This is a genomic window from Methylovorus sp. SPW-M1 (assembly GCF_053848825.1).
The window spans coordinates 1-21,040 of the sequence record NZ_CM132626.1; the positions used below are offsets into that span (position 1 = coordinate 1).

Annotated in this window: 15 protein-coding genes, 2 tRNA genes and 3 rRNA genes; 3 read left to right on the forward strand and 17 right to left on the reverse strand. The window is 52.8% G+C overall.

Translation table 11 applies throughout. From position 1 onward, the window contains the following. The 6 genes from rrf to tyrS all read right to left on the reverse strand — a co-directional run bounded on the left by rrf (position 1) and on the right by tyrS (position 7,027). Positions 1-114, reverse strand: a 5S ribosomal RNA gene (gene rrf, locus ACWWD9_RS00005). A 170-nt stretch (positions 115-284) separates the two neighbouring features. Further along, positions 285-3,165 (reverse strand): 23S ribosomal RNA (locus ACWWD9_RS00010). Between the two features lie 298 nt (positions 3,166-3,463). Continuing rightward, positions 3,464-3,539: transfer RNA gene (locus ACWWD9_RS00015), tRNA-Ala, on the reverse strand. A gap of 14 nt (positions 3,540-3,553) precedes the next feature. Further along, positions 3,554-3,630 (reverse strand) — tRNA-Ile (locus tag ACWWD9_RS00020). A 74-nt stretch (positions 3,631-3,704) separates the two neighbouring features. Beyond that, positions 3,705-5,249: ribosomal RNA gene (locus ACWWD9_RS00025) — 16S ribosomal RNA — on the reverse strand. Together the 16S, 23S and 5S rRNA genes with 2 tRNA genes alongside form the textbook arrangement of a ribosomal RNA operon. A gap of 575 nt (positions 5,250-5,824) precedes the next feature. Next, the gene (gene tyrS / locus ACWWD9_RS00030) at positions 5,825-7,027 is read right to left on the reverse strand and encodes a tyrosine--tRNA ligase (protein WP_455867341.1); all 1,203 of its coding nucleotides are present in this window, start codon (positions 7,025-7,027) and stop codon (positions 5,825-5,827) included. A 97-nt stretch (positions 7,028-7,124) separates the two neighbouring features. Here tyrS and ACWWD9_RS00035 point away from each other — a divergent pair, with 97 nt between their 5' ends. The 3 genes from ACWWD9_RS00035 (at position 7,125) to gltA (ending at position 10,973) form a co-directional block, all read left to right on the forward strand. Continuing rightward, complete coding sequence (locus ACWWD9_RS00035; RefSeq protein ID WP_015829104.1) at positions 7,125-8,471, forward strand: OapA family protein; 1,347 nt, start codon at positions 7,125-7,127, stop codon at positions 8,469-8,471. A gap of 69 nt (positions 8,472-8,540) precedes the next feature. Beyond that, entirely contained in the window at positions 8,541-9,635 is a 1,095-nt protein-coding gene (locus tag ACWWD9_RS00040) for an anhydro-N-acetylmuramic acid kinase (protein ID WP_455867342.1), read from the forward strand. A gap of 42 nt (positions 9,636-9,677) precedes the next feature. After that, positions 9,678-10,973 carry a citrate synthase gene (gene gltA / locus ACWWD9_RS00045; RefSeq protein ID WP_190274882.1) on the forward strand — a complete coding sequence of 432 codons (1,296 nt, stop codon included), beginning with the start codon at positions 9,678-9,680 and terminating at the stop codon, positions 10,971-10,973. Positions 10,974-11,069: 96 nt separating this feature from the next. Here the strand turns inward: gltA and erpA are convergent, their stop codons facing one another. The 11 genes from erpA to ACWWD9_RS00100 all read right to left on the reverse strand — a co-directional run bounded on the left by erpA (position 11,070) and on the right by ACWWD9_RS00100 (position 20,937). Beyond that, on the reverse strand, positions 11,070-11,420 hold the full coding sequence (gene erpA / locus ACWWD9_RS00050) for an iron-sulfur cluster insertion protein ErpA (RefSeq protein WP_013440888.1): 351 nt from the start codon (positions 11,418-11,420) through the stop codon (positions 11,070-11,072). A 56-nt stretch (positions 11,421-11,476) separates the two neighbouring features. After that, a complete protein-coding gene (locus tag ACWWD9_RS00055) occupies positions 11,477-11,881 on the reverse strand; it encodes a bactofilin family protein (RefSeq protein WP_455868116.1) in 405 nt (134 codons plus the stop codon). Positions 11,882-11,908: 27 nt separating this feature from the next. After that, on the reverse strand, positions 11,909-12,622 hold the full coding sequence (locus ACWWD9_RS00060) for a DUF6776 family protein (RefSeq protein WP_455867343.1): 714 nt from the start codon (positions 12,620-12,622) through the stop codon (positions 11,909-11,911). A 2-nt stretch (positions 12,623-12,624) separates the two neighbouring features. After that, complete coding sequence (argC, locus tag ACWWD9_RS00065) at positions 12,625-13,665, reverse strand: N-acetyl-gamma-glutamyl-phosphate reductase (protein WP_455867344.1); 1,041 nt, start codon at positions 13,663-13,665, stop codon at positions 12,625-12,627. A 150-nt stretch (positions 13,666-13,815) separates the two neighbouring features. Further along, positions 13,816-14,208 (reverse strand): 30S ribosomal protein S9, encoded by a 393-nt coding sequence (gene rpsI / locus ACWWD9_RS00070; protein WP_013440884.1) that lies wholly within the window; start codon positions 14,206-14,208, stop codon positions 13,816-13,818. Positions 14,209-14,217: 9 nt separating this feature from the next. Next, the gene (rplM, locus tag ACWWD9_RS00075) at positions 14,218-14,658 is read right to left on the reverse strand and encodes a 50S ribosomal protein L13 (protein ID WP_013440883.1); all 441 of its coding nucleotides are present in this window, start codon (positions 14,656-14,658) and stop codon (positions 14,218-14,220) included. A gap of 93 nt (positions 14,659-14,751) precedes the next feature. Further along, complete coding sequence (ubiA, locus tag ACWWD9_RS00080) at positions 14,752-15,627, reverse strand: 4-hydroxybenzoate octaprenyltransferase (protein ID WP_455868117.1); 876 nt, start codon at positions 15,625-15,627, stop codon at positions 14,752-14,754. Beyond that, positions 15,624-16,172 carry a chorismate--pyruvate lyase family protein gene (locus ACWWD9_RS00085; protein ID WP_455867345.1) on the reverse strand — a complete coding sequence of 183 codons (549 nt, stop codon included), beginning with the start codon at positions 16,170-16,172 and terminating at the stop codon, positions 15,624-15,626. Before ACWWD9_RS00085 ends, ubiA begins: the two co-directional genes overlap by 4 nt. 22 nt (positions 16,173-16,194) lie before the next feature. Then, positions 16,195-18,246, reverse strand: a complete 2,052-nt coding sequence (gene recG / locus ACWWD9_RS00090; protein ID WP_455868118.1) for an ATP-dependent DNA helicase RecG — start codon at positions 18,244-18,246, stop codon at positions 16,195-16,197. Positions 18,247-18,278: 32 nt separating this feature from the next. Further along, positions 18,279-18,659 (reverse strand): RidA family protein, encoded by a 381-nt coding sequence (locus tag ACWWD9_RS00095; protein ID WP_013440879.1) that lies wholly within the window; start codon positions 18,657-18,659, stop codon positions 18,279-18,281. A gap of 55 nt (positions 18,660-18,714) precedes the next feature. After that, entirely contained in the window at positions 18,715-20,937 is a 2,223-nt protein-coding gene (locus tag ACWWD9_RS00100) for a RelA/SpoT family protein (protein ID WP_013440878.1), read from the reverse strand. Positions 20,938-21,040: the final 103 nt, after the last annotated feature.

Sequence of the window (21,040 nt, forward strand, 5' to 3'; positions counted from 1 at the left end):
GCTTGGCGGTGACCTACTTTCGCATACGAGAAGTATACTATCATTGGCGCAGAATCGTTTCACGGCCCTGTTCGAGATGGGAAGGGGTGGTTCCAATTCGCTATGGCCGCCAAGCATAACCGGTAGTGCTTGAGATGGTGCATTCAAGCCCTGTTAAGCTTTGCATGTTCGTTCGAACACGCTGACCTTGTCCTTGCAGACAAGCGTCTTTAAAAAACAGAAGAAGTAAAGTATGCGTATTGATTGCGCTTTAGAGCAACCTTGAACTCAAGTTTCAAGGTTATAGGATCAAGCCTCACGAGCAATTAGTAACGGTCAGCTTAATGCATTACTGCACTTCCACATCCGTCCTATCAACGTCCTGGTCTCGAACGACTCTTTAGTGTGCTTAAAGCACAGGGAAGTCTCATCTTGAGGCAAGTTTCACGCTTAGATGCTTTCAGCGTTTATCTCTTCCGGATTTAGCTACCCGGCTATGCCATTGGCATGACAACCGGTCCACCAGAGATCCGTCCACTCCGGTCCTCTCGTACTAGGAGCAGCCCCCCTCAAACTTCCAACGCCCACGGCAGATAGGGACCAAACTGTCTCACGACGTTTTAAACCCAGCTCACGTACCACTTTAAATGGCGAACAGCCATACCCTTGGGACCGGCTACAGCCCCAGGATGTGATGAGCCGACATCGAGGTGCCAAACTCCCCCGTCGATATGAACTCTTGGGAGGAATCAGCCTGTTATCCCCAGAGTACCTTTTATCCGTTGAGCGATGGCCCTTCCATACAGAACCACCGGATCACTATGACCTGCTTTCGCACCTGCTCGACCTGTCCGTCTCGCAGTCAAGCAACCTTATGCCATTGCACTATCAGTACGATTTCCGACCGTACCTAGGTTACCTTCGCACTCCTCCGTTACTCTTTGGGAGGAGACCGCCCCAGTCAAACTGCCCACCATACACGGTCCCCGATCCAGATAATGGACCTAGGTTAGAACCTCAACAACATCAGGGTGGTATTTCAAGGTTGACTCCACAAGAACTGGCGTCCCTGCTTCAAAGTCTCCCACCTATCCTACACAAATCTTGTCAAAGTCCAATGTAAAGCTACAGTAAAGGTTCATGGGGTCTTTCCGTCTAGCCGCGGGTAGATTGCATCTTCACAAACATTTCAACTTCGCTGAGTCCCGAGAGGAGACAGTGTGGCCATCGTTACGCCATTCGTGCGGGTCGGAACTTACCCGACAAGGAATTTCGCTACCTTAGGACCGTTATAGTTACGGCCGCCGTTTACCGGGGCTTCAATCAAGAGCTTGCACCCCATCATTTAACCTTCCGGCACCGGGCAGGCGTCACACCGTATACGTCCACTTTCGTGTTTGCACAGTGCTGTGTTTTTATTAAACAGTCGCAGCCACCTTTTCACTGCAACCCCATCGGCCTTCGAGAGTAAATCTCTACAACCTACCGGGGCGCACCTTCTCCCGAAGTTACGGTGCTAATTTGCCGAGTTCCTTCTCCCGGGTTCTCTCAAGCGCCTTAGAATTCTCATCCTGCCCACCTGTGTCGGTTTGCGGTACGGTCTCAATATAACTGAAGCTTAGTGGCTTTTCTTGGAAGCTTGGTATCAATCACTTCGTGCACAAGTGCACTCGTCGTCACGCCTCAGAATTGACCCTCCGGATTTGCCTAAAGGATCTCCCTACACGCTTAAACCACCTATTCCAACAGATGGCTGACCTAACCTTCTCCGTCCCCACATCGCATTACATTGAGGTACAGGAATATTAACCTGTTTCCCATCAGCTACGCATCTCTGCCTCACCTTAGGGGCCGACTCACCCTGCGCCGATGAACGTTGCGCAGGAAACCTTGGGCTTTCGGCGAGGGAGCTTTTCACTCCCTTTATCGCTACTCATGTCAGCATTCGCACTTCTGATACCTCCAGCATTCCTCACAGAACACCTTCGCAGGCCTACAGAACGCTCTCCTACCATGCATATAAATATGCATCCGCAGCTTCGGTTACGTGCTTAGCCCCGTTACATCTTCCGCGCGGGACGACTCGACCAGTGAGCTATTACGCTTTCTTTAAAGGATGGCTGCTTCTAAGCCAACCTCCTGGCTGTCTGTGCCTTCCCACTTCGTTTTCCACTTAGCACGTCATTAGGGACCTTAGCTGGCGGTCTGGGTTGTTTCCCTCTTGACCACGGACGTTAGCACCCATGGTCTGTCTCCCGTGATTGCACTTCTCGGTATTCGGAGTTTGCAATGGTTTGGTAAGCTCTTATGAGCCCCCTAGCCATAACAGTGCTCTACCCCCAAGAGTGAGACACGAGGCACTACCTAAATAGTTTTCGGAGAGAACCAGCTATTTCCAAGTTTGTTTAGCCTTTCACCCCTATCCACAGCTCATCCCCTAATTTTTCAACATTAGTGGGTTCGGACCTCCAGTACCTGTTACGGCACCTTCATCCTGGCCATGGATAGATCACTTGGTTTCGGGTCTACACCCAGCAACTATCGCCCTATTCGGACTCGCTTTCGCTACGCCTCCCCTATCGGTTAAGCTTGCTACTGAATGTAAGTCGCTGACCCATTATACAAAAGGTACGCAGTCACCCCTTACGAGGCTCCCACTGTTTGTATGCATGCGGTTTCAGGTTCTATTTCACTCCCCTCCCGGGGTTCTTTTCGCCTTTCCCTCACGGTACTGGTTCACTATCGGTCGATTACGAGTATTTAGCCTTGGAGGATGGTCCCCCCATGTTCAGACAGGATTTCACGTGTCCCGCCCTACTTGTCGTTACCCTAGTTCCACAAACGGGATTTCGTATACGGGGCTATCACCCGCTATGGCCGGACTTTCCATTCCGTTCTACTATCGCGTCTGCTAAAAATAACAGGCTTTTCCGGGTTCGCTCGCCACTACTTCCGGAATCTCGGTTGATTTCTTTTCCTCGAGCTACTTAGATGTTTCAGTTCACTCGGTTCGCTTCGCTTCTCCTATATATTCAGAGAGCGATACCCTTGCGGGTGGGTTTCCCCATTCGGACATTCCCGGATCAAAGCTTATTTGCCAGCTCCCCGAGACTTTTCGCAGGCTACCACGTCCTTCATCGCCTGTAATCGCCAAGGCATCCACCACATGCACTTATTCGCTTGACCCTATAACGTTAAAACCTGAGCCCTTTTAAACTCAAATCTCGCGACCAACGAGTAGTAGTCGGTCCGCTATAGGCTTGCTTCTAAAGCAACTTATTTGAATCCGCTTATTTCTTTCGAACTAAACGAGCTCAAATGTTTTGATTTCTGCAATCAATTACCCATTTGAACACTCAGAACCTCATCACAAAGTTCCTGTGTTCTCTTTACTTCTTCCATTTTGTTAAAGATCAATCCGGCTTTAAAAGCCAGAAATAAATACAGCAACCTGCACTTATTTCTAACTTCTTCATCAAGGTAGTGGTGGAGGATGACGGGATCGAACCGACGACCCCCTGCTTGCAAAGCAGGTGCTCTCCCAGCTGAGCTAATCCCCCTACTCGGGTGAATCTGGTGGGTCTGGTTGGGCTCGAACCAACGACCCCCGCCTTATCAAGACGGTGCTCTAACCAGCTGAGCTACAGACCCTTCTAAGGCCATTCCTTGATGTGCTCTTGAACAACCGATAAGTGTGAATGCTTGCAGCTTCGGATTTTCTCTAGAAAGGAGGTGATCCAGCCGCACCTTCCGATACGGCTACCTTGTTACGACTTCACCCCAGTCATGAATCCTACCGTGGTAATCGTCCCCCTTGCGGTTAGACTAACTACTTCTGGTAGAACCCACTCCCATGGTGTGACGGGCGGTGTGTACAAGGCCCGGGAACGTATTCACCGCGACATGCTGATCCGCGATTACTAGCGATTCCGACTTCATGCAGTCGAGTTGCAGACTGCAATCCGGACTACGATCGGCTTTCTGGGATTGGCTCCCCCTCGCGGGTTGGCAACCCTCTGTACCGACCATTGTATTACGTGTGAAGCCCTGGCCATAAGGGCCATGAGGACTTGACGTCATCCCCACCTTCCTCCGGTTTGTCACCGGCAGTCCCAATAAAGTGCCCAACTAAATGATGGCAATTATTGGCAAGGGTTGCGCTCGTTGCGGGACTTAACCCAACATCTCACGACACGAGCTGACGACAGCCATGCAGCACCTGTGTCTACTTTCCCTTTCGGGCACCTAATGCATCTCTGCTTCGTTAGTAGCATGTCAAGGCCAGGTAAGGTTTTTCGCGTTGCATCGAATTAATCCACATAATCCACCGCTTGTGCGGGCCCCCGTCAATTCCTTTGAGTTTTAATCTTGCGACCGTACTCCCCAGGCGGTCTACTTCACGCGTTAGCTGCGTTACTAATGGATTTTACTCCACCAACAACTAGTAGACATCGTTTAGGGCGTGGACTACCAGGGTATCTAATCCTGTTTGCTCCCCACGCTTTCGAGCATGAGCGTCAGTATTAGGCCAGGGGGCTGCCTTCGCCATTGGTATTCCTCCACATCTCTACGCATTTCACTGCTACACGTGGAATTCTACCCCCCTCTCCCATACTCTAGCCTTGCAGTTTCAAACGCAGTTCCCAGGTTGAGCCCGGGGCTTTCACATCTGACTTACAAAACCGCCTGCGCTCGCTTTACGCCCAGTAATTCCGATTAACGCTCGCACCCTACGTATTACCGCGGCTGCTGGCACGTAGTTAGCCGGTGCTTCTTATCAAGGTACCGTCATCCTCACCCGGTATTAGCGAGTAAGTTTTCTTTCCTTGCGAAAGAGCTTTACAACCCGAAGGCCTTCTTCACTCACGCGGCATGGCTGGATCAGGCTTGCGCCCATTGTCCAAAATTCCCCACTGCTGCCTCCCGTAGGAGTCTGGACCGTGTCTCAGTTCCAGTGTGGCTGGTCGTCCTCTCAGACCAGCTACTGATCGTCGCCTTGGTGGGCCTTTACCCCACCAACTAGCTAATCAGATATCGGCCGCTCGTTCTGCGTAAGGTCCGAAGATCCCCTACTTTCCCCCTCAGGGCGTATGCGGTATTAGCTAATCTTTCGACTAGTTATCCCCCACAATACGGTACGTTCCGATATATTACTCACCCGTTCGCCACTCGTCAGCAGAGAAGCAAGCTTCTCTCTGTTACCGTTCGACTTGCATGTGTAAAGCATGCCGCCAGCGTTCAATCTGAGCCAGGATCAAACTCTTCAGTTTAATTCCCAACTATTACTTGTGACCCCAATAAAGGGGTCGGTATGTCGCTTGGCTTAATTCTCAAATGAATCTAGGTATTTCTACAAAGTTTCATTCAAGGTGTTAAGCACTTATGTATCTTGAGTGTCACCCGGCATTACCGGGCCGACTTCACAAAACCACAAGCACTCACACCTATCGATTGTTCAGTTTGTTAAAGAGCAGGTACTTCTTACTTCGCTTTCACTCATCAACGTTTCCGTTGAGAGGTGCGCATTATACAGACCGTTTTAATTCAGTCAAGAGAAATTTTGCTACTAACTTCTCTGCACACCGCGTTGTTACTAGCGAGCCGCGCATTATACAGACCGTTTTTACTTGGTCAAGCGAAACATAAAATCTTTTGTTTCGCCCTGTTTTGCACTGCCGCCTTCTCAAGCGAGCCGCGCATTTTACAGACCAAATTTATTTGGTCAAGGGAAATTTTCTACTGCTTGATTTCCTGCCCGACGTCGCCGTTGAAGCGAGCCGCGCATTCTACGGATTGGCCGAATGACGTCAATACCCAATCCGCGATTATTACAAATTATTTACAATTAACCGCGATTGATCGTAATGCGGGCAAATTTTCGCTTACCGACCTGCGCTACTACTGTTACACCAGCCCCCAGTTGCAGAGCCTTATCTTCAACCTTCTCACTATCCAGCTTAACGCCGCCTTGCTCTATCATGCGCAATGCCTCGGAGGTGCTTGCGACCAACCCGGCCTGCTTCAGCAAGGCAGCAATACCTATCTGATCCTGAGCCAGGGCGATACTCACCTCAGGCACATCATCCGGTATTCCACCTTTGGAGCGCAGGGAGAAATCTGCCAGCGCCTGCTCAGCCGCTTCGGCCGAATGGAATCGGGTGACCAGCTCCTGGGCAAACCTTACTTTTATATTGCGAGGATTTTCACCCGCCTGTACCGATTGCTTCCAGGATGCAATGGTTTCCATGGACTCAAACGACAGCAACTCTATATAACGCCACATCAAAGTATCGGATATGGACATCAATTTACTGAAGATGTCGTTTGCTGGTTCCGCTATACCTATATAGTTACCGAGCGACTTGGACATCTTATTGACACCATCAAGCCCTTCCAGCAAAGGCATGGTCAACACGCATTGCGGCGATTGGCCATAATGCTTTTGCAATTCACGCCCCATTAACAGGTTGAATTTCTGATCCGTACCGCCGAGCTCCAGATCCGCCTTCAGCTCCACGGAGTCATATCCCTGCAATAAAGGATAGAGGAATTCATGAATAGCGATGGGCTGATTATTCTTATATCGCTTGCTGAAATCATCGCGCTCCAGCATGCGGGCGACAGTATGTGTCGCCGCCAGCTTTAACATGCCGGCAGCCCCTAGCTGACTGATCCAGGCAGAGTTAAAAACTACTTCCGTTTGCTCAGGCTTTAATATCTTGAAAACCTGGGCTTCATACGATTTGGCATTTTCCTGAACCTGCTCAGCCGTCAGCGGTGGCCGAGTAGCACTCTTGCCGGTTGGGTCGCCGATCATTCCGGTGAAATCGCCTATCAAAAAGAGCACGTGATGCCCAAGCTCTTGCAACTGACGCAATTTGTTGAGCAATACAGTATGCCCCAGATGCAAATCAGGCGCGGTGGGATCAAAACCGGCCTTGACGCGCAAAGGTCGGCCCAGCTTGAGCTTTTCTACCAGCTCTTGCTCAATCAGCAGTTCATCACATCCGCGCTTGATCAGCGCCAAATCTTCATTTAAAGCACGCATTCTTTGTTATCTTTCATGCCTCTGGCATTTTGCCTTCACCAGGAATAGGTTTTCTGTTAGCATCCCCTATCCCTATCATGTATTTGAGGTAGCTCCAGTGCAGCGAAGCGAACCTAGTTCCAAACCCGGCATTTTATCGCAAAACCGCAGATTTAAAGAACGAAAGCTACGCCTCCGCTGGTTATTGGCCTTTTCAAGCCTTCCTCTATTCGGCATTTTCACGGCATTCGGTATTGCGCCACAGACTTCGGTTCAAGACATCAACATCCATACCGTGGTCGAAAATATTGAGCTTCCCGAGACAATTGCGCCGATGGTGCAAGTGGATGCGCAAAATAGTTCGTTCTGGCAAGCAGACCAGATCCGGCGCGACGATACCCTCGCCAGCTTGCTTTCTCGGCTCAATATCACGAATGATGATGCCATTGAATTCCTCAAGCGCAACCCTGATGCCAGAGCCTTGGCAACACAACTGCGCCCAGGCAGATCCATTCAGGCACAAACCAATCAGGATGGTCAGCTATTAAAGCTGCAATACCAGACTGACAACAACTCTACCCTGCATGTAGAACTAACCGCGAACGGCTATGAAGCTCATGTCGCTGAAACAGTGATGGAGACTCATCCTGTCCTGAAATCTGCAGAAATCAAAAGCTCGCTTTTCGGCGCTACCGATGAAGCGGGCATTCCTGATGCGATCGCCATACAACTGGCCGAGATATTTTCTTCGGATATCGATTTTCATAGCGATCTCCGCCGTGGGGACCGCTTCGTGGTCGTCTATGAAGCGAGCTACTGGAATGGGGAACTGGCCCGCACTGGCCAAGTACTGGCAGCCGAATTCATTAATGACGGTAAAACCTATCGTGCCGTCAGGTATCGCAACCCCGAAGGTCAAGTCAGTTACTACACCCCTGAAGGCAAAAGCCTGCACAAATCCTTCCTGCGCTCTCCATTAGAGTTCAGCCGTATCAGTTCTGGTTTCAGCCTCGGTCGTTTCCATCCGATTCTGCAAAAAATGCGTGCGCATAAAGGCGTGGATTACGCCGCACCCATTGGGACTCGCGTCAAAGCCTCCGCCGATGCCGTCGTGGATTTTGTCGGTGTCAAAAGCGGGTACGGCAATGTTGTTGTGCTTCGCCATCAAAACGGCATCAGCACGGTATACGGGCACTTATCCCGATTTGCTGCGGGTTTGCATCGCGGTAGCAAAGTCAGTCAAGGCGACATCATTGCTTATGTGGGCATGACAGGATTGGCCACTGGTCCGCATCTTCATTATGAGTTTCTGCTGAACGGCCAGCACCGGGATCCGCTCACCGTGGCCTTGCCTAACGCTGTGCCGATTGCGCCAAAATACAAAGCTGACTTTCTGGCCAACAGCAGCAAACTGGTTGCCCAGTTACAGCTGCTGATCAGCAGCAACCTTGCCTCTCTCGAGTAATCCTTTCCATGGACTGCCATCTCACAGGCTCAGGTGAATATCGTATTCACTTGAGCATCGTCTAGTTCTATGTCAACCGAGCTTTATATCGGCATGATGTCCGGCACCAGCATGGACGGCGTCGATGCGGTTATTGCGGAATTGGACGGGCATAGCTGCCATGTACGCCACACCTATTCCATTCCTTATTCTGCCGAGTTGCGTGCTGCATTGCTGGATTTGCACACGCCCGCCCATAATGAGCTTGAGCTGGCCGCAAGCGCAGCCAATCAGCTAGCCCATCTTTACGCCGAGACAGTACGTGCTCTGCTGGCAAGTGCGTATGTTGATAAATCGCGTATCCGCGCGATTGGCTGTCACGGTCAAACCATTCGCCATCGTCCTGAGTTGGGTTTTACGCTGCAACTGGGCAATGCGGCATTGCTGGCTGAGTTACTCGACATGACAGTGATCGCGGACTTTCGGAGCCGTGATGTTGCCGCAGGCGGCCAGGGAGCACCGCTGGTGCCCGCATTTCATCAGGCTGTATTTGCTCACCCACAAGCGAATCGCGCCGTCATCAATATCGGTGGGATTGCCAATATTACGGACTTGCCAAGTGCAGGCGAGGTCAGGGGCTTTGACTCCGGGCCCGGCAATATGCTGATGGATGCCTGGACAGAGAAACATCTGGGCGAGCGATATGACGCAGGGGGCCGATGGGCCGCAACGGGCGTCGTGATCGAAAAATTGCTCCAGCAATGGCTGCAATATCCCTATTTTAGTGCATCCCCGCCCAAAAGCACGGGCAGGGACAGCTTCAATATGGCCTGGCTGGAGCAACATCTGGAAGATGCATATGCACCTGAAGATGTGCAGCGCACCTTGCTTGAGCTGACTGCCAGGAGCATTGCCAATGCCATCAACGACTTTTGCGACAATGTGGACGAGGCTTATATATGTGGCGGCGGGGCGCACAACAGCCTGCTACTGGAACGCTTGCAGGAGCTGCTGCCAGCGATCAAGATCCGCTTAAGCGATAGCTTGGGGATAGGCGTAAATTGGGTGGAGGCGGCAGCCTTTGCATGGCTGGCTCAACAATGCATGGAAGGCAAACCTGCCAACCTGCCAGCAGTTACCGGCGCCAAAGGGCCGCGTATTCTGGGCGCGATTTATGCTAGGTAATTTGGCATTCACCGCCGCATTCACTAAAATACAAAAATGACTATGACAAAGCCCACCAAAGTAACACTCACTTTTGACAATGGCGCCCCTCCCATTGAATTGCCTGTTGTTTCAGGCAACCTGGGTAGCGACGTCATTGATATTCGTAATCTCGGCAAGCACGGCGTATTTACTTACGACCCTGGCTTTTTATCGACAGCCTCGTGCAGCTCAAATATCACCTTTATTGATGGCGACGAGGGCCTGCTCTACTATCGCGGTTACCCTATTGAGCAATTGGCGAAGAATTGCGACTTCCTTGAAGTCTCGTATTTGCTCATGCACGGGGAATTGCCCGATGCCACGCAGAAAAAATCGTTTACTGACAGCATTGCGCAGCACACCATGCTGCATGACCAGTTGACCAATGTTTTCCGTGGTTTCCGCCGCGATGCGCATCCCATGGCTGTTATGGTAGGCGTCGTGGGCTCCATGTCCGCGTTTTATCATGACGCCATGGATGTCAAGGATCCACAGAGCCGCAAAATATCCGCCTATCGCCTGCTCTCCAAAGTGCCGACCATCGCTGCCTGGAGCTACAAATACAATATAGGCGAACCGTTCATGTATCCGCAGAACCGGTTCAATTTTGCGGAAAACTTCATGCACATGATGTTTGCGACGCCGTGTGAAACGTATGAACCGAATCCGATTCTGGCAAAAGCCTTTGATCGCATCCTGATTCTGCATGCGGATCATGAACAGAACGCCTCAACCTCCACAGTGCGCCTGGCAGGCTCCAGCGGTGCCAATCCATTCGCTTGTATTGCCGCAGGGATTGCGTCGCTCTGGGGCCCTGCGCATGGCGGTGCAAACGAAGCCACCCTGAACATGCTGGAAGAAATTGGCGATGTGAGCCGCATAGGCGAATTCATCAAGCGCGCCAAGGATAAATCGGATTCTTTCCGACTCATGGGTTTTGGGCATCGCGTCTATCGCAATATGGACCCGCGTGCGGCCATCATGCGTGAAACCTGTCACCAGGTGCTGGATGAACTCGGCTTGCATGATGATCCAATGTTCAAGCTGGCACTCAAGCTGGAGCAAATTGCGCTGGAAGATGAGTATTTTGTCAGCCGTCGACTTTACCCGAATGTCGACTTCTATTCCGGTATCGTCATGCGCGCCATGGGCATTCCAAATTCCATGTTCACCGCAATTTTTGCCCTTGCCCGCACCGCTGGCTGGGTATCACAGTGGAACGAGATGATGTCTGATCCGGAAGCCAAGATCGGTCGACCACGTCAACTTTACACAGGCTCAACCCGTCGCGATTTTGTGCCGATTGATCAGCGATAACTGGATGTAGCACCAAATAAAAAAGGAGCCATAGGCTCCTTTTTTATTGATTGAAATCAACCGGCCCGTTTCGGGGCCCGGTTAATCGACGTTCATTTATACCGAGAAAGACGAACCGCAACCGCAGGTCGTCGTCGCATTCGGATTGCGAATTACAAACTGTGAACCCTGCAGGCTATCCTGATAATCAATCTCGGCACCTGTCAGATATTGCAGGCTCATAGGGTCGATCAGCAGTGTCACGGTATCTTTCTGCACCTGAGTGTCGTCTTCGTTCACCGTATCCTCAAAAGTAAAGCCATACTGGAAACCGGAGCAGCCGCCACCGCTAACAAAAACGCGCAGTTTGAGGTCAGGCGAGCCTTCTTCTTCAATCAATTCCTTTACTTTCTTGGCAGCGTTGTCCGTAAAGACCAAAGGGCTTGGCATTTCAGTAATCGCGTTCATTTTTCACACTCCTTAAATTCTTAATAAAATCATTATCCTGCGGACTTGATAGCAGGTCAATCTTCCAGCGTTTTATTATCCTGCGCAGGGGACTCTTTATCGTCACCCAGGTAAACAAGCTTTCCTTCAATAACAGCGCCCGTGTGCATTTCCAGCGTTTGATAATGCACATCTCCGACAATGCGTGACTTGCTCTGCAACTCAAGATAATGACTGGCACGAACCGGGCCGTTCACATGGCCATTCAGTACCGCATGCGCAACCTTGATGGCCCCATCGATACTGCCATGCTCGCTTAATACCAAGGTACAGGCACTGGCCTCTGCTTCCGTCACATCACCTTTGATTTTTCCATCAACCCGCAGCCCTCCATTGAATCTGACATTACCCTCGATGCTGGACTCTACGCCGATCAAGGTATCAATGCGGCTTTGCGGCTTATTCTTGTTTCTGGAAAACATCATGACCCTTTCATGGTTGAGTATTCGCTACTGAGCAGGAATCTCTACCTTTTCACTTATATTGGCACGGGTTGCCCCTTTTTCAACAAATTCCAGCAATAAATATCCAGATTTGACATTGGCGGGCAAAGAAAATTTACCGTCCACCTGTTGATAATATTTAAAACTCAGATTTTGTTTCAGATTGGGGTTACCCTGTAGCGAGATAGCCTGAGGTTCCACTCCACCTGCCGACGCTCCATATAACGTCAACGTCAGGCTACCATCGACAACTTTATCATGGTTGCCTGCCTGCATCAGCAGAATGTGGTAATCATAATCCCCATTGCCCAGCGCTTTATTCACCTTGAAGGTATGAAGACGTATCTCCCGTAAAGCCTTGCGTTCATTGAAGATATTTTGATAAAAGCCAATATCTTCCTTGAGCCGCATACTCTCTGCCTGCACGCTATCCAGCTCTCGTGACAAGTTGGCTTGTGCTGCCCGCTCCACCTGCAATTGGCGTTCAGCCTGCACGAGTTTGAACTGCATAACCTGGTTTCGTGCATCCACATCCGCCAATTTTTGATGTATGCCACGGATTTGGCTCCCGGCAAATTGCACATAGGCCGCTCCATAGCCCACAACAAGGGCAACAAGCGCAGTCAAAGGCAACCAATACCAGGCCAGATGCGCACGCACAGCAACACGATGCGCAGTTGCACCGAAGTGTCGCCGTAGCTTGCGTTTGACAGATCGCATTGTTAAGGCAGCAAGGGCACGATTTCCAGCCCTGTATTCTCAGCAAAGCCGAACATGATGTTCATATTTTGCACAGCCTGCCCGGCAGCCCCCTTGACCAGGTTATCGATAACCGACAATACGACAACCGTGTCGCCGCCTTGTGGCCTATGCACAGCAATACGGCATTGATTGGAGCCTCTCACCGAGCGTGTTTCAGGATGCGCTCCCTTGGGCAACACGTCTACAAAGCGCTCATTAGCGTAGCGTTGTTCAAATAAAGCCTGCAAATCAGCCTCTTTGTTCAGCCGGCCATACAGAGTGGCGTGAATACCCCGAATCAACGGCGTCAAATGCGGCACAAAGGTTAAGCCCACTGGCTTGCCTGCCATATGGGTCAGACCTTGACTGATTTCCGGCAAGTGGCGATGCCCTGCTACACCATACGCCTTGAAATTGTCTCCGGCTTCAGCAAACAGAATATGCGTTTCCGCCTTGCGGCCAGCGCCACTCACCCCGGACTTGGCATCTGCAATCAAGTATTGAGGATCTACCAGCCCCGCTTCAAGAAGCGGCATAAACCCAAGCTGCACCGCCGTGGGATAACATCCTGGATTTGCCACCAGCTGCGCACCCTTGATTTGTTCACGATTCATTTCCGGCAAGCCATATACCGCCTGTGACAAAAGCTCCGGACAGGCATGGGTCATGCCATACCATTTTTCCCAGGTGGCCACATCCTGAATACGGAAGTCAGCCGCCAGGTCGATAATCCGCACCCCCGCTGCCAGCAACTCCCTGGTCTGCTGCATGGCAATACCATTAGGCGTGGCAAAAAAGACCAGGTCACAGCTGGCCAAGTCTGATTTGGCCGGATCACTAAAACTCAAGTCGATATAGCCGCGCAAGCTGGGAAACATGTCTGCCACGGGCAAACCGGCTTCGCCACGCGACGTAATCACACTCAACTCCACCGATGGGTGGATCGCCAGTATTCTTAGCAACTCAACACCGGTATAGCCGGTGCCACCTACAATACCTACCTTGATTTTAGATGTTTGCATGACCTGATTTCTATGAATAAAACGCCAGCTTAAGCTGGCTTTGTTGCGCTTATGGTATCAAAGCTTACGGGGCTCACCAAACCGATTAAGTGTGCGAAAAGCAAAAAGCCGCACAAGTGCGGCTTTTTGTACATGGTAAAGCAGTCCTGCTTAACGCTTGGAGAACTGTTTACGACGACGTGCTTTACGGAAGCCGACTTTCTTACGCTCAACTTCACGTGCATCGCGGGTAACGAAGCCTGCCTTGGACAGGGCGCTCTTCAACGCTGCATCGTAATCTACCAGTGCACGGGTAATACCGTGGCGAACTGCACCAGCCTGACCGGACTCACCGCCGCCATCCACATTGACCATGATGTCAAAGCTGGCAACGTTGTCGGTCAATTCCAGTGGTTGACGCACGATCATGCGTGAAGTCACGCGGGAAAAATACTGGTCAACAGGCTTGTCGTTAACAACGATATTGCCGCTGCCGGACTTAATGAAGACACGAGCTACCGAGCTTTTGCGGCGGCCAGTACCGTAGTTATATTTACCAATCATCGTTTATCCTTACGCTTGGCTTTGAATAGTCAAAGGTTGTGGCTGTTGTGCCGCGTGGTCATGCTTAGGACCAGCATATACCTTCAGCTTGCGGAACATGGCATAGCCCAGAGGACCCTTGGGCAACATGCCCTTGACAGCCTTTTCCAGCGCGCGACCAGGAAAGCGGTCTTGCATCTTGGCAAAGGTCGTGGTGGAAATACCGCCTGGGTAACCAGAGTGGCGATGGTACAGCTTGTCGCCTGCCTTGTTGCCGGTTACTTTGATCTTGTCGGCGTTAACCACGACAATGTAATCGCCCGTATCCACGTGCGGAGTGTAAATCGTTTTATGCTTGCCACGCAGACGGTGGGCAATCTCGCTGGCCAGTCGGCCCAGCACCAGATCCGTGGCATCTACCACGAACCAGTCGCGCTTTACTTCATGCGCTTTTGCAGAAAAGGTCTTCATCGGACAACCATTAATCGCTGAAAAAATTAAGAGGCGGATTTTATGTCACGCAAGTAACGCTTGTCAAACGATATATTGCGTTTGCTAGCGGTTTTATGACGAAAAATGAAGAGCATAACTTGCAGCCAGCCCGAAAAACACCACCGCACCCAACCAGTTATTATGCAAAAACGCCTTGAAGCAGCGTGCTGGTTGACGCTCACGAATGAGCAGGTAGTGGTAAACCGCGAGCATGGCGGCAACGATCAAACCGAGATAATAAGGCCAGTCCAAGCCATAATGAAGGCCTGTAAGGAGCAATACTCCCAGCAAGACTCCGTACGATAGCATAATGGCCGCCACATCCCTAGGACCAAAAAAGATAGCCGAAGAACGGATGCCGATCTTCAGGTCATCCGCCCGATCCACCATGGCGTATTCCGTATCATAAGCGATGGCCCAGAACACGTTTCCCAGCAGCAGAAACCAGGCGATACCAGGGATGCTACCCGTCTGTGCAGCATATGCCATGGGAATGCCAAAACCAAAGGCCACGCCAAGATAAGCCTGGGGAATCGCAATCACGCGCTTGGTCAATGGATAGCTGGCCGCCAGGAACAGGGCCGGGAAAGACAGCAGCACCGTCAGCTTGTTTAATTGCATGACCAATGCGAAAGCGATCAGGCTTAATATCATCGCCAGCAACAATGCCTCTTTAACACTGACCTCCCCCGTCGCCAGGGGGCGATGGCGCGTGCGGGCGACATGCCCGTCAAAATTGCGATCCGCCATATCGTTCATGACACAACCAGCGGCCCGCATCAGCACCGTACCCAAGACAAACACCGCTAATACTTTCAGGTCTGGTTTGCCGGCACTGGCGAGCCACAGCGCCCAGAGCGTGGGCCACAGCAGCAGCAGGATGCCGATGGGTTTATCCATGCGCGTCAATCGCCAGTAGGCGCTACTCTTCTTCACTAGCCAGTTCATAAGGTTAAGACCGAGGGTAAAAAAACTTCCGTGACCAGAATGGCGGAACACTCAAGGTGAAAGACCGAGCGCCTTGCCCACACGTAAGCCGGTTTATTGTGCAAATGCGCCACAGCCTGCCTGTAAAGCGCATGCTGCGCTGTCAGTTTGCGATAGCTTAATGGCGCACGACTCACCCGGGGATTGGAAAACAGCATGGAGCCCAGTGAACGGTTCCCCAATCGCCCGAGGCCACGCCATGCGCCGCGTAAACTCGATTGTGGCAACACACTGGATGCATACACGGCCGGCTCGCCATTGCAAAGCAAATGCACGTTTCGCATCAGGGAAGCACGCCGTGCAGGGATACCCAGTAACACGGCATCTTCCGGAGCAGGCATTGCCTGCTTCAGGCCAAGCGTATGAACGGCGAATGTTGTCGAACGGGATTGCAGGCGTTGCGTCAGGGATGCCGTCTCCACCAGCCAGGAGCGATAGGCGCCGCTGCCCATCGGTTGGCGCAACCAGTGCTGACGTTGTTGGGGGAAGGCGCGGACAATTCTCACGGCGCTATTATCGCAGGCTCAATCACACTTTGACCAATTCTTGCGCCTGATGCAGCCAACGCTGCAAATGCGCTTCGGCTGCCTGGGGATGCTTTTGCAATAACCAGTCAGCCATGGCCTGAGCTTCTTCCAGTAACCCAGCATCTCTTTCCAGATCAGCAATCTTCAGCATGGGGGTACCACTCTGCCGGATGCCCATGAACTCCCCCGGCCCCCGCAAGTGCAAGTCGGCCTGGGCAATTTCGAACCCATCACTCGATTCATAAATAATCTTGAGGCGCGCACGCGCCGTTTCCGACAACGGCGTCTGGTAAAGCAGAATGCAGGCGCTACTGGCGGCCCCCCGCCCTACCCGCCCACGCAACTGATGCAATTGCGAAAGCCCCATGCGCTCGGCGTGCTCTATCACCATCAGACTGGCATTCGGCACATCCACCCCGACTTCAATCACCGTCGTCGCCACCAGCAAATGGATTTGATTGGCAGCAAACGCTTGCATGACGGCCTGCTTGTCGGCCGGCTTCATGCGGCCATGCACCAACCCCACCTGCAACTCGGGAAACGCCTCTTGCAATGCTAGATGGGTATCCACGGCCGTCTGTAGCTGCAAGGCTTCACTTTCTTCGATCAGAGGGCAAACCCAATAGGCCTGCCTGCCCTGACTGCAAGCTGCACGCACCCGCTCGAAGACTTCTTCACGGCGCGCATCCGATACCAGCTTGGTCACCACCGGAGTTCTCCCGGGCGGCAACTCATCAATCACTGACACATCCAGATCGGCAAAATAGCTCATGGAAAGCGTACGCGGTATCGGCGTGGCACTCATCATCAGCTGATGCGGCTGTGCGCCCTTCTGCCGCAGCGCCAGGCGTTGCTGCACACCAAAACGATGCTGCTCATCCACCACCACGAGGCCAAGCCTGGCAAACTTTACCTGGTCCTGAAACACGGCATGGGTGCCGATCACCAGCTGCGCCTCGCCACTGGCAATCGCGGCCAGTGCCTCTGCTCTCGCCTTTTTGCCCTGGCTGCCAGCCACCCACACCACGCGCACCGGAGCCGCGCCTGCCGCCAGATTTTGCAGCCAGGTATTCAGCTTATTGAAATGCTGCTCGGCGAGAATCTCGGTAGGCGCCATGATGGCCGCTTGCCAGCCATGCTCAATCGCCTGCAAGGCGGCCATGGCGGCCACAATGGTCTTGCCGCTACCGACATCGCCTTGCAACAGGCGCTGCATGGGATAACTGCGGCCAAGATCGTGCTGAATATCGGTGAATACGCGCTGCTGGGCTGCTGTCAGGCCAAACGGCAGGGATTTCAATAATGCGGAGACCAGCTTTTTGGAAGGCGGCATGGCAGGCGCGCCCAGACCACGACGACGGGCGTAATGCTTGCGCATGGAAATCTGCTGAGCCAGCAGCTCGTCAAATGCGAGGCGTTGCCAGGCGGGGGTAGTTTTTTCCTGCAGGGCATGCTGATCAGCATCGGGTGGCGGATAGTGCAACTGCAGCAGGCTTTGCTGAAAATCAGGCCAGGCTTTGCCCTGATACACCTTGGCCGGCAGGAGTTCATCATGGCTGGCCGTCTCAAGGGCGCGCCCTATCCATTTCCGCAGCGAAGGCTGCGACAAGCCTGCCGTGGTCGGATAGACCGGCGTCAAGGTCTGCTTGACCGCAGCCCCTTCTCGCACCGGCTTGCACTGCGGGTGCACCATTTCATAACCGAAAAAGCCATTCCTCACTTCACCCAGTGCGCGCAAGCGGTTGCCTTCTTTCAGCGCCGCAATCTGACTGGGATAAAAATTGAGAAAGCGCAAGATCAGGATGCCACTGGCATCCTGCAATCTTGCAATCAGGGCTTTACGGGGTTTGTACTGGACTTCGGCATGAATAATCTCGCCTTCGACCTGCGCCTGCTCGCCGAGCCGCAGGTCGCGAATCGGCGTTACGCGCGTTTCATCCACATAGCGCAGGGGCAGGTGGAGGAGCAAGTCTTCAATACTATGAATGCCAAGCTTGCGCAGCCCGCTTAGCACCGGCTGCGTGATGCCCTTGAGGTCTTGCAGCGGTTTCAGAGACTATCCTTGCCAGCGGAGAGGTTAAAGACTCAGGCGAGCACCATGACGGCATCGGCTTCCACCAGCGCACCACGTGGCAGTGTGGCGACGCCAACGGCAGCACGCGCAGGATAAGGCTCGCTGAAATATTCAGACATGATGGAATTGACCAAGGCAAAGTGACCGAGATCGGTCAGAAAAATATTCAGTTTCACGACATCCGCCAGAGAACCACCAGCCGCTTCAGCCACGGCCTTGAGGTTGGTGAATACACGATGCACCTGTGCCTCAATCCCCTCTACCAGCTCCATGCTGGCGGGGTCCAGCCCAATCTGCCCTGACAGGTAAACGGTGCCATTGACGGCAACCGCCTGGGAGTAAGTGCCAATCGCTTTAGGAGCGTGGTCGGTATGGATGATCTTTTTTGCCATGGTTTTCCTCAGGTCTTGGTTTTCAGGATATTGGGTTTGCGTGATGTAGCCGAGCCTACTGTATGCGCTGCTCGGTTCCGGCACCCTTGACGCGATTGATGCGCACCACGTCAGGAATCTTGCGGATACGCCGCATCAACTCGGCCAGGTGCACGCGATTTTCCACCTGCACGGTGAAATGCATATTGGTATAGGCACTGCTGTCTGACTCTTCCATGCTGACATGGTCAATATTGGAGCCCGCCTCGGCAATGGTAGACGCGATCTGCGCCAGCATGCCACGCTGATTGGCGACCACCAGCTTCAGATTCACATTAAACAGGCGCTTGCCATCCGGATCCCATTCGACATCCAGCCACTTTTCGGGGTCGACACGGAATTTGCGTATGGCCGGGCAATCATGCGTATGAATGACCAATCCCTTGTCCTTGTTGATAAAGCCAAGGATGGGGTCGCCAGGTATCGGGCGGCAGCATTGGGCGAACTGCACCGCCATGCCCTCGGAACCGCGTATGGTAATCGTGCCCAGCGGTTTGTTGGTATGCTTGGCATGGCGCTCGCCCTGCTCTTCGCTCATCGCCAGCAGTTGATGCGCGACCATGACATTCAGCCGCTTGCCCAGGCCGATATCGGTGAGGATCTCTTCCTTGTTCTTGGCGCCATAATCGCGCAGCAGTTTCTGCCAATGCGTGTCGTCGATCTTCGCGACATCCGCATGCAGCGCGCGCAAGGCCTGATTGAGCAAGCGCTCACCAAGATGGGCGGATTCGGTCGTCTGCAAGGACTTGAGAAAATGGCGGATATGCGCCCGCGCCTTGCCGGTAGCGACATAATTGAGCCAGGCCGGGTTGGGGTGCGCATGGGCGGCCGTGATGATTTCCACATGGTCACCGTTATGCAGCTCGGTACGCAGCGGCGCCAGTTCTTGGTTGATCTTGACGGCCACGCAGCGATTGCCAATATCCGTATGCACGGCGTAGGCAAAGTCCACCGCCGTCGCGCCTTTAGGCAGCGCCATGATCTTGCCCTTGGGCGTAAATACATACACCTCATCCGGGAACAGATCGACCTTGAAGTGCTCGAGAAACTCCAGCGAGTCCGTGCTTTCGCTCTGGATATCCAGCAAGCGCTGCAACCATTGGTGGGTCTGCTGCTGCAATTCGGTCAGATGCGCGTCAGTGGTCTTGTACAGCCAGTGGGCCGCTACGCCCGCATCAGCAATGTTATGCATCTCGCGGCTGCGTATCTGCACCTCAATCGGCGTGCCAAACGGGCCAAACAGCGTGGTATGCAGCGACTGGTAGCCATTGGCCTTGGGGATGGCGATGTAATCCTTGAACTTGCCTGGGATAGGCTTGTAGAGACCATGCAACACCCCCAGCGCCAGATAGCAGCTGGACAAATCCTTGACGATGATGCGGAAACCGTAAATGTCATATATCTGCGAAAAGGTCACGGTTTTACCGGTCATCTTGCGGTAAATACTATAAAGATGCTTTTCGCGCCCCGTCACCTCTGCTTCTATGTGCATCTCGCCCAGGCGCTCGCGTATGGCATCCAGGATCTTGCCCACCACCTCCTTGCGATTGCCGCGCGCAGCCAGGATCGCCTTGGAGATGACCGAATAGCGCATGGGATACAAATGCTTGAAGCTGAGATCTTCGAGCTCCTGGTAGATGGCATTCAGCCCCAGGCGATTGGCGATGGGCGCATAAATTTCCAGGGTTTCGCGCGCAGTGCGACGGCGTTTTTCCGGGGTCATCACCCCCAGCGTACTCATGTTGTGCAGGCGGTCGGCAAGCTTGACCAGAATGACTCGCACGTCTTGCGACATCGCCAGCAGCATCTTGCGGAAGTTTTCCGCCTGGGCTTCGGTTTCGGTACTGAACTTGATCTTGTCCAGCTTGGAGAGACCATCCACCAGCTCGGCTACCTGTTTGCCAAAGCGCTCACTCACCTCCTGGGTGGTGACACCGGTATCTTCCACCACGTCGTGCAACAAGGCGGCCACCAGCGTGGGCACATCCATATGCAGCTCGGCCAGGATGCAGGCTACCGACACCGGGTGCGTGATATACGGCTCGCCGCTCTTGCGCAGCTGGCCGGTATGCGCCATATCGCTGAAACGATACGCCGCCCAGACCTGTTCAATATCTTCGGGCTTGAGGTAAACCCGCAAGCGCTGCGTCAGTAGCGAATCTTCGCTATCGGCGGGCAATAGGGGGGCTGCCACATGTTTCAGCGACTCTGCTGGACGTTTGGCTACCAATTTAGGCATGCTGACTCAACCACCTGTGACTATCCATAAGCTTCTAAAGGGTTTTACCAAAAAAACAAGGCACCGATTGAACACACATAATGCCTTCAAACAGCGCCTTGCT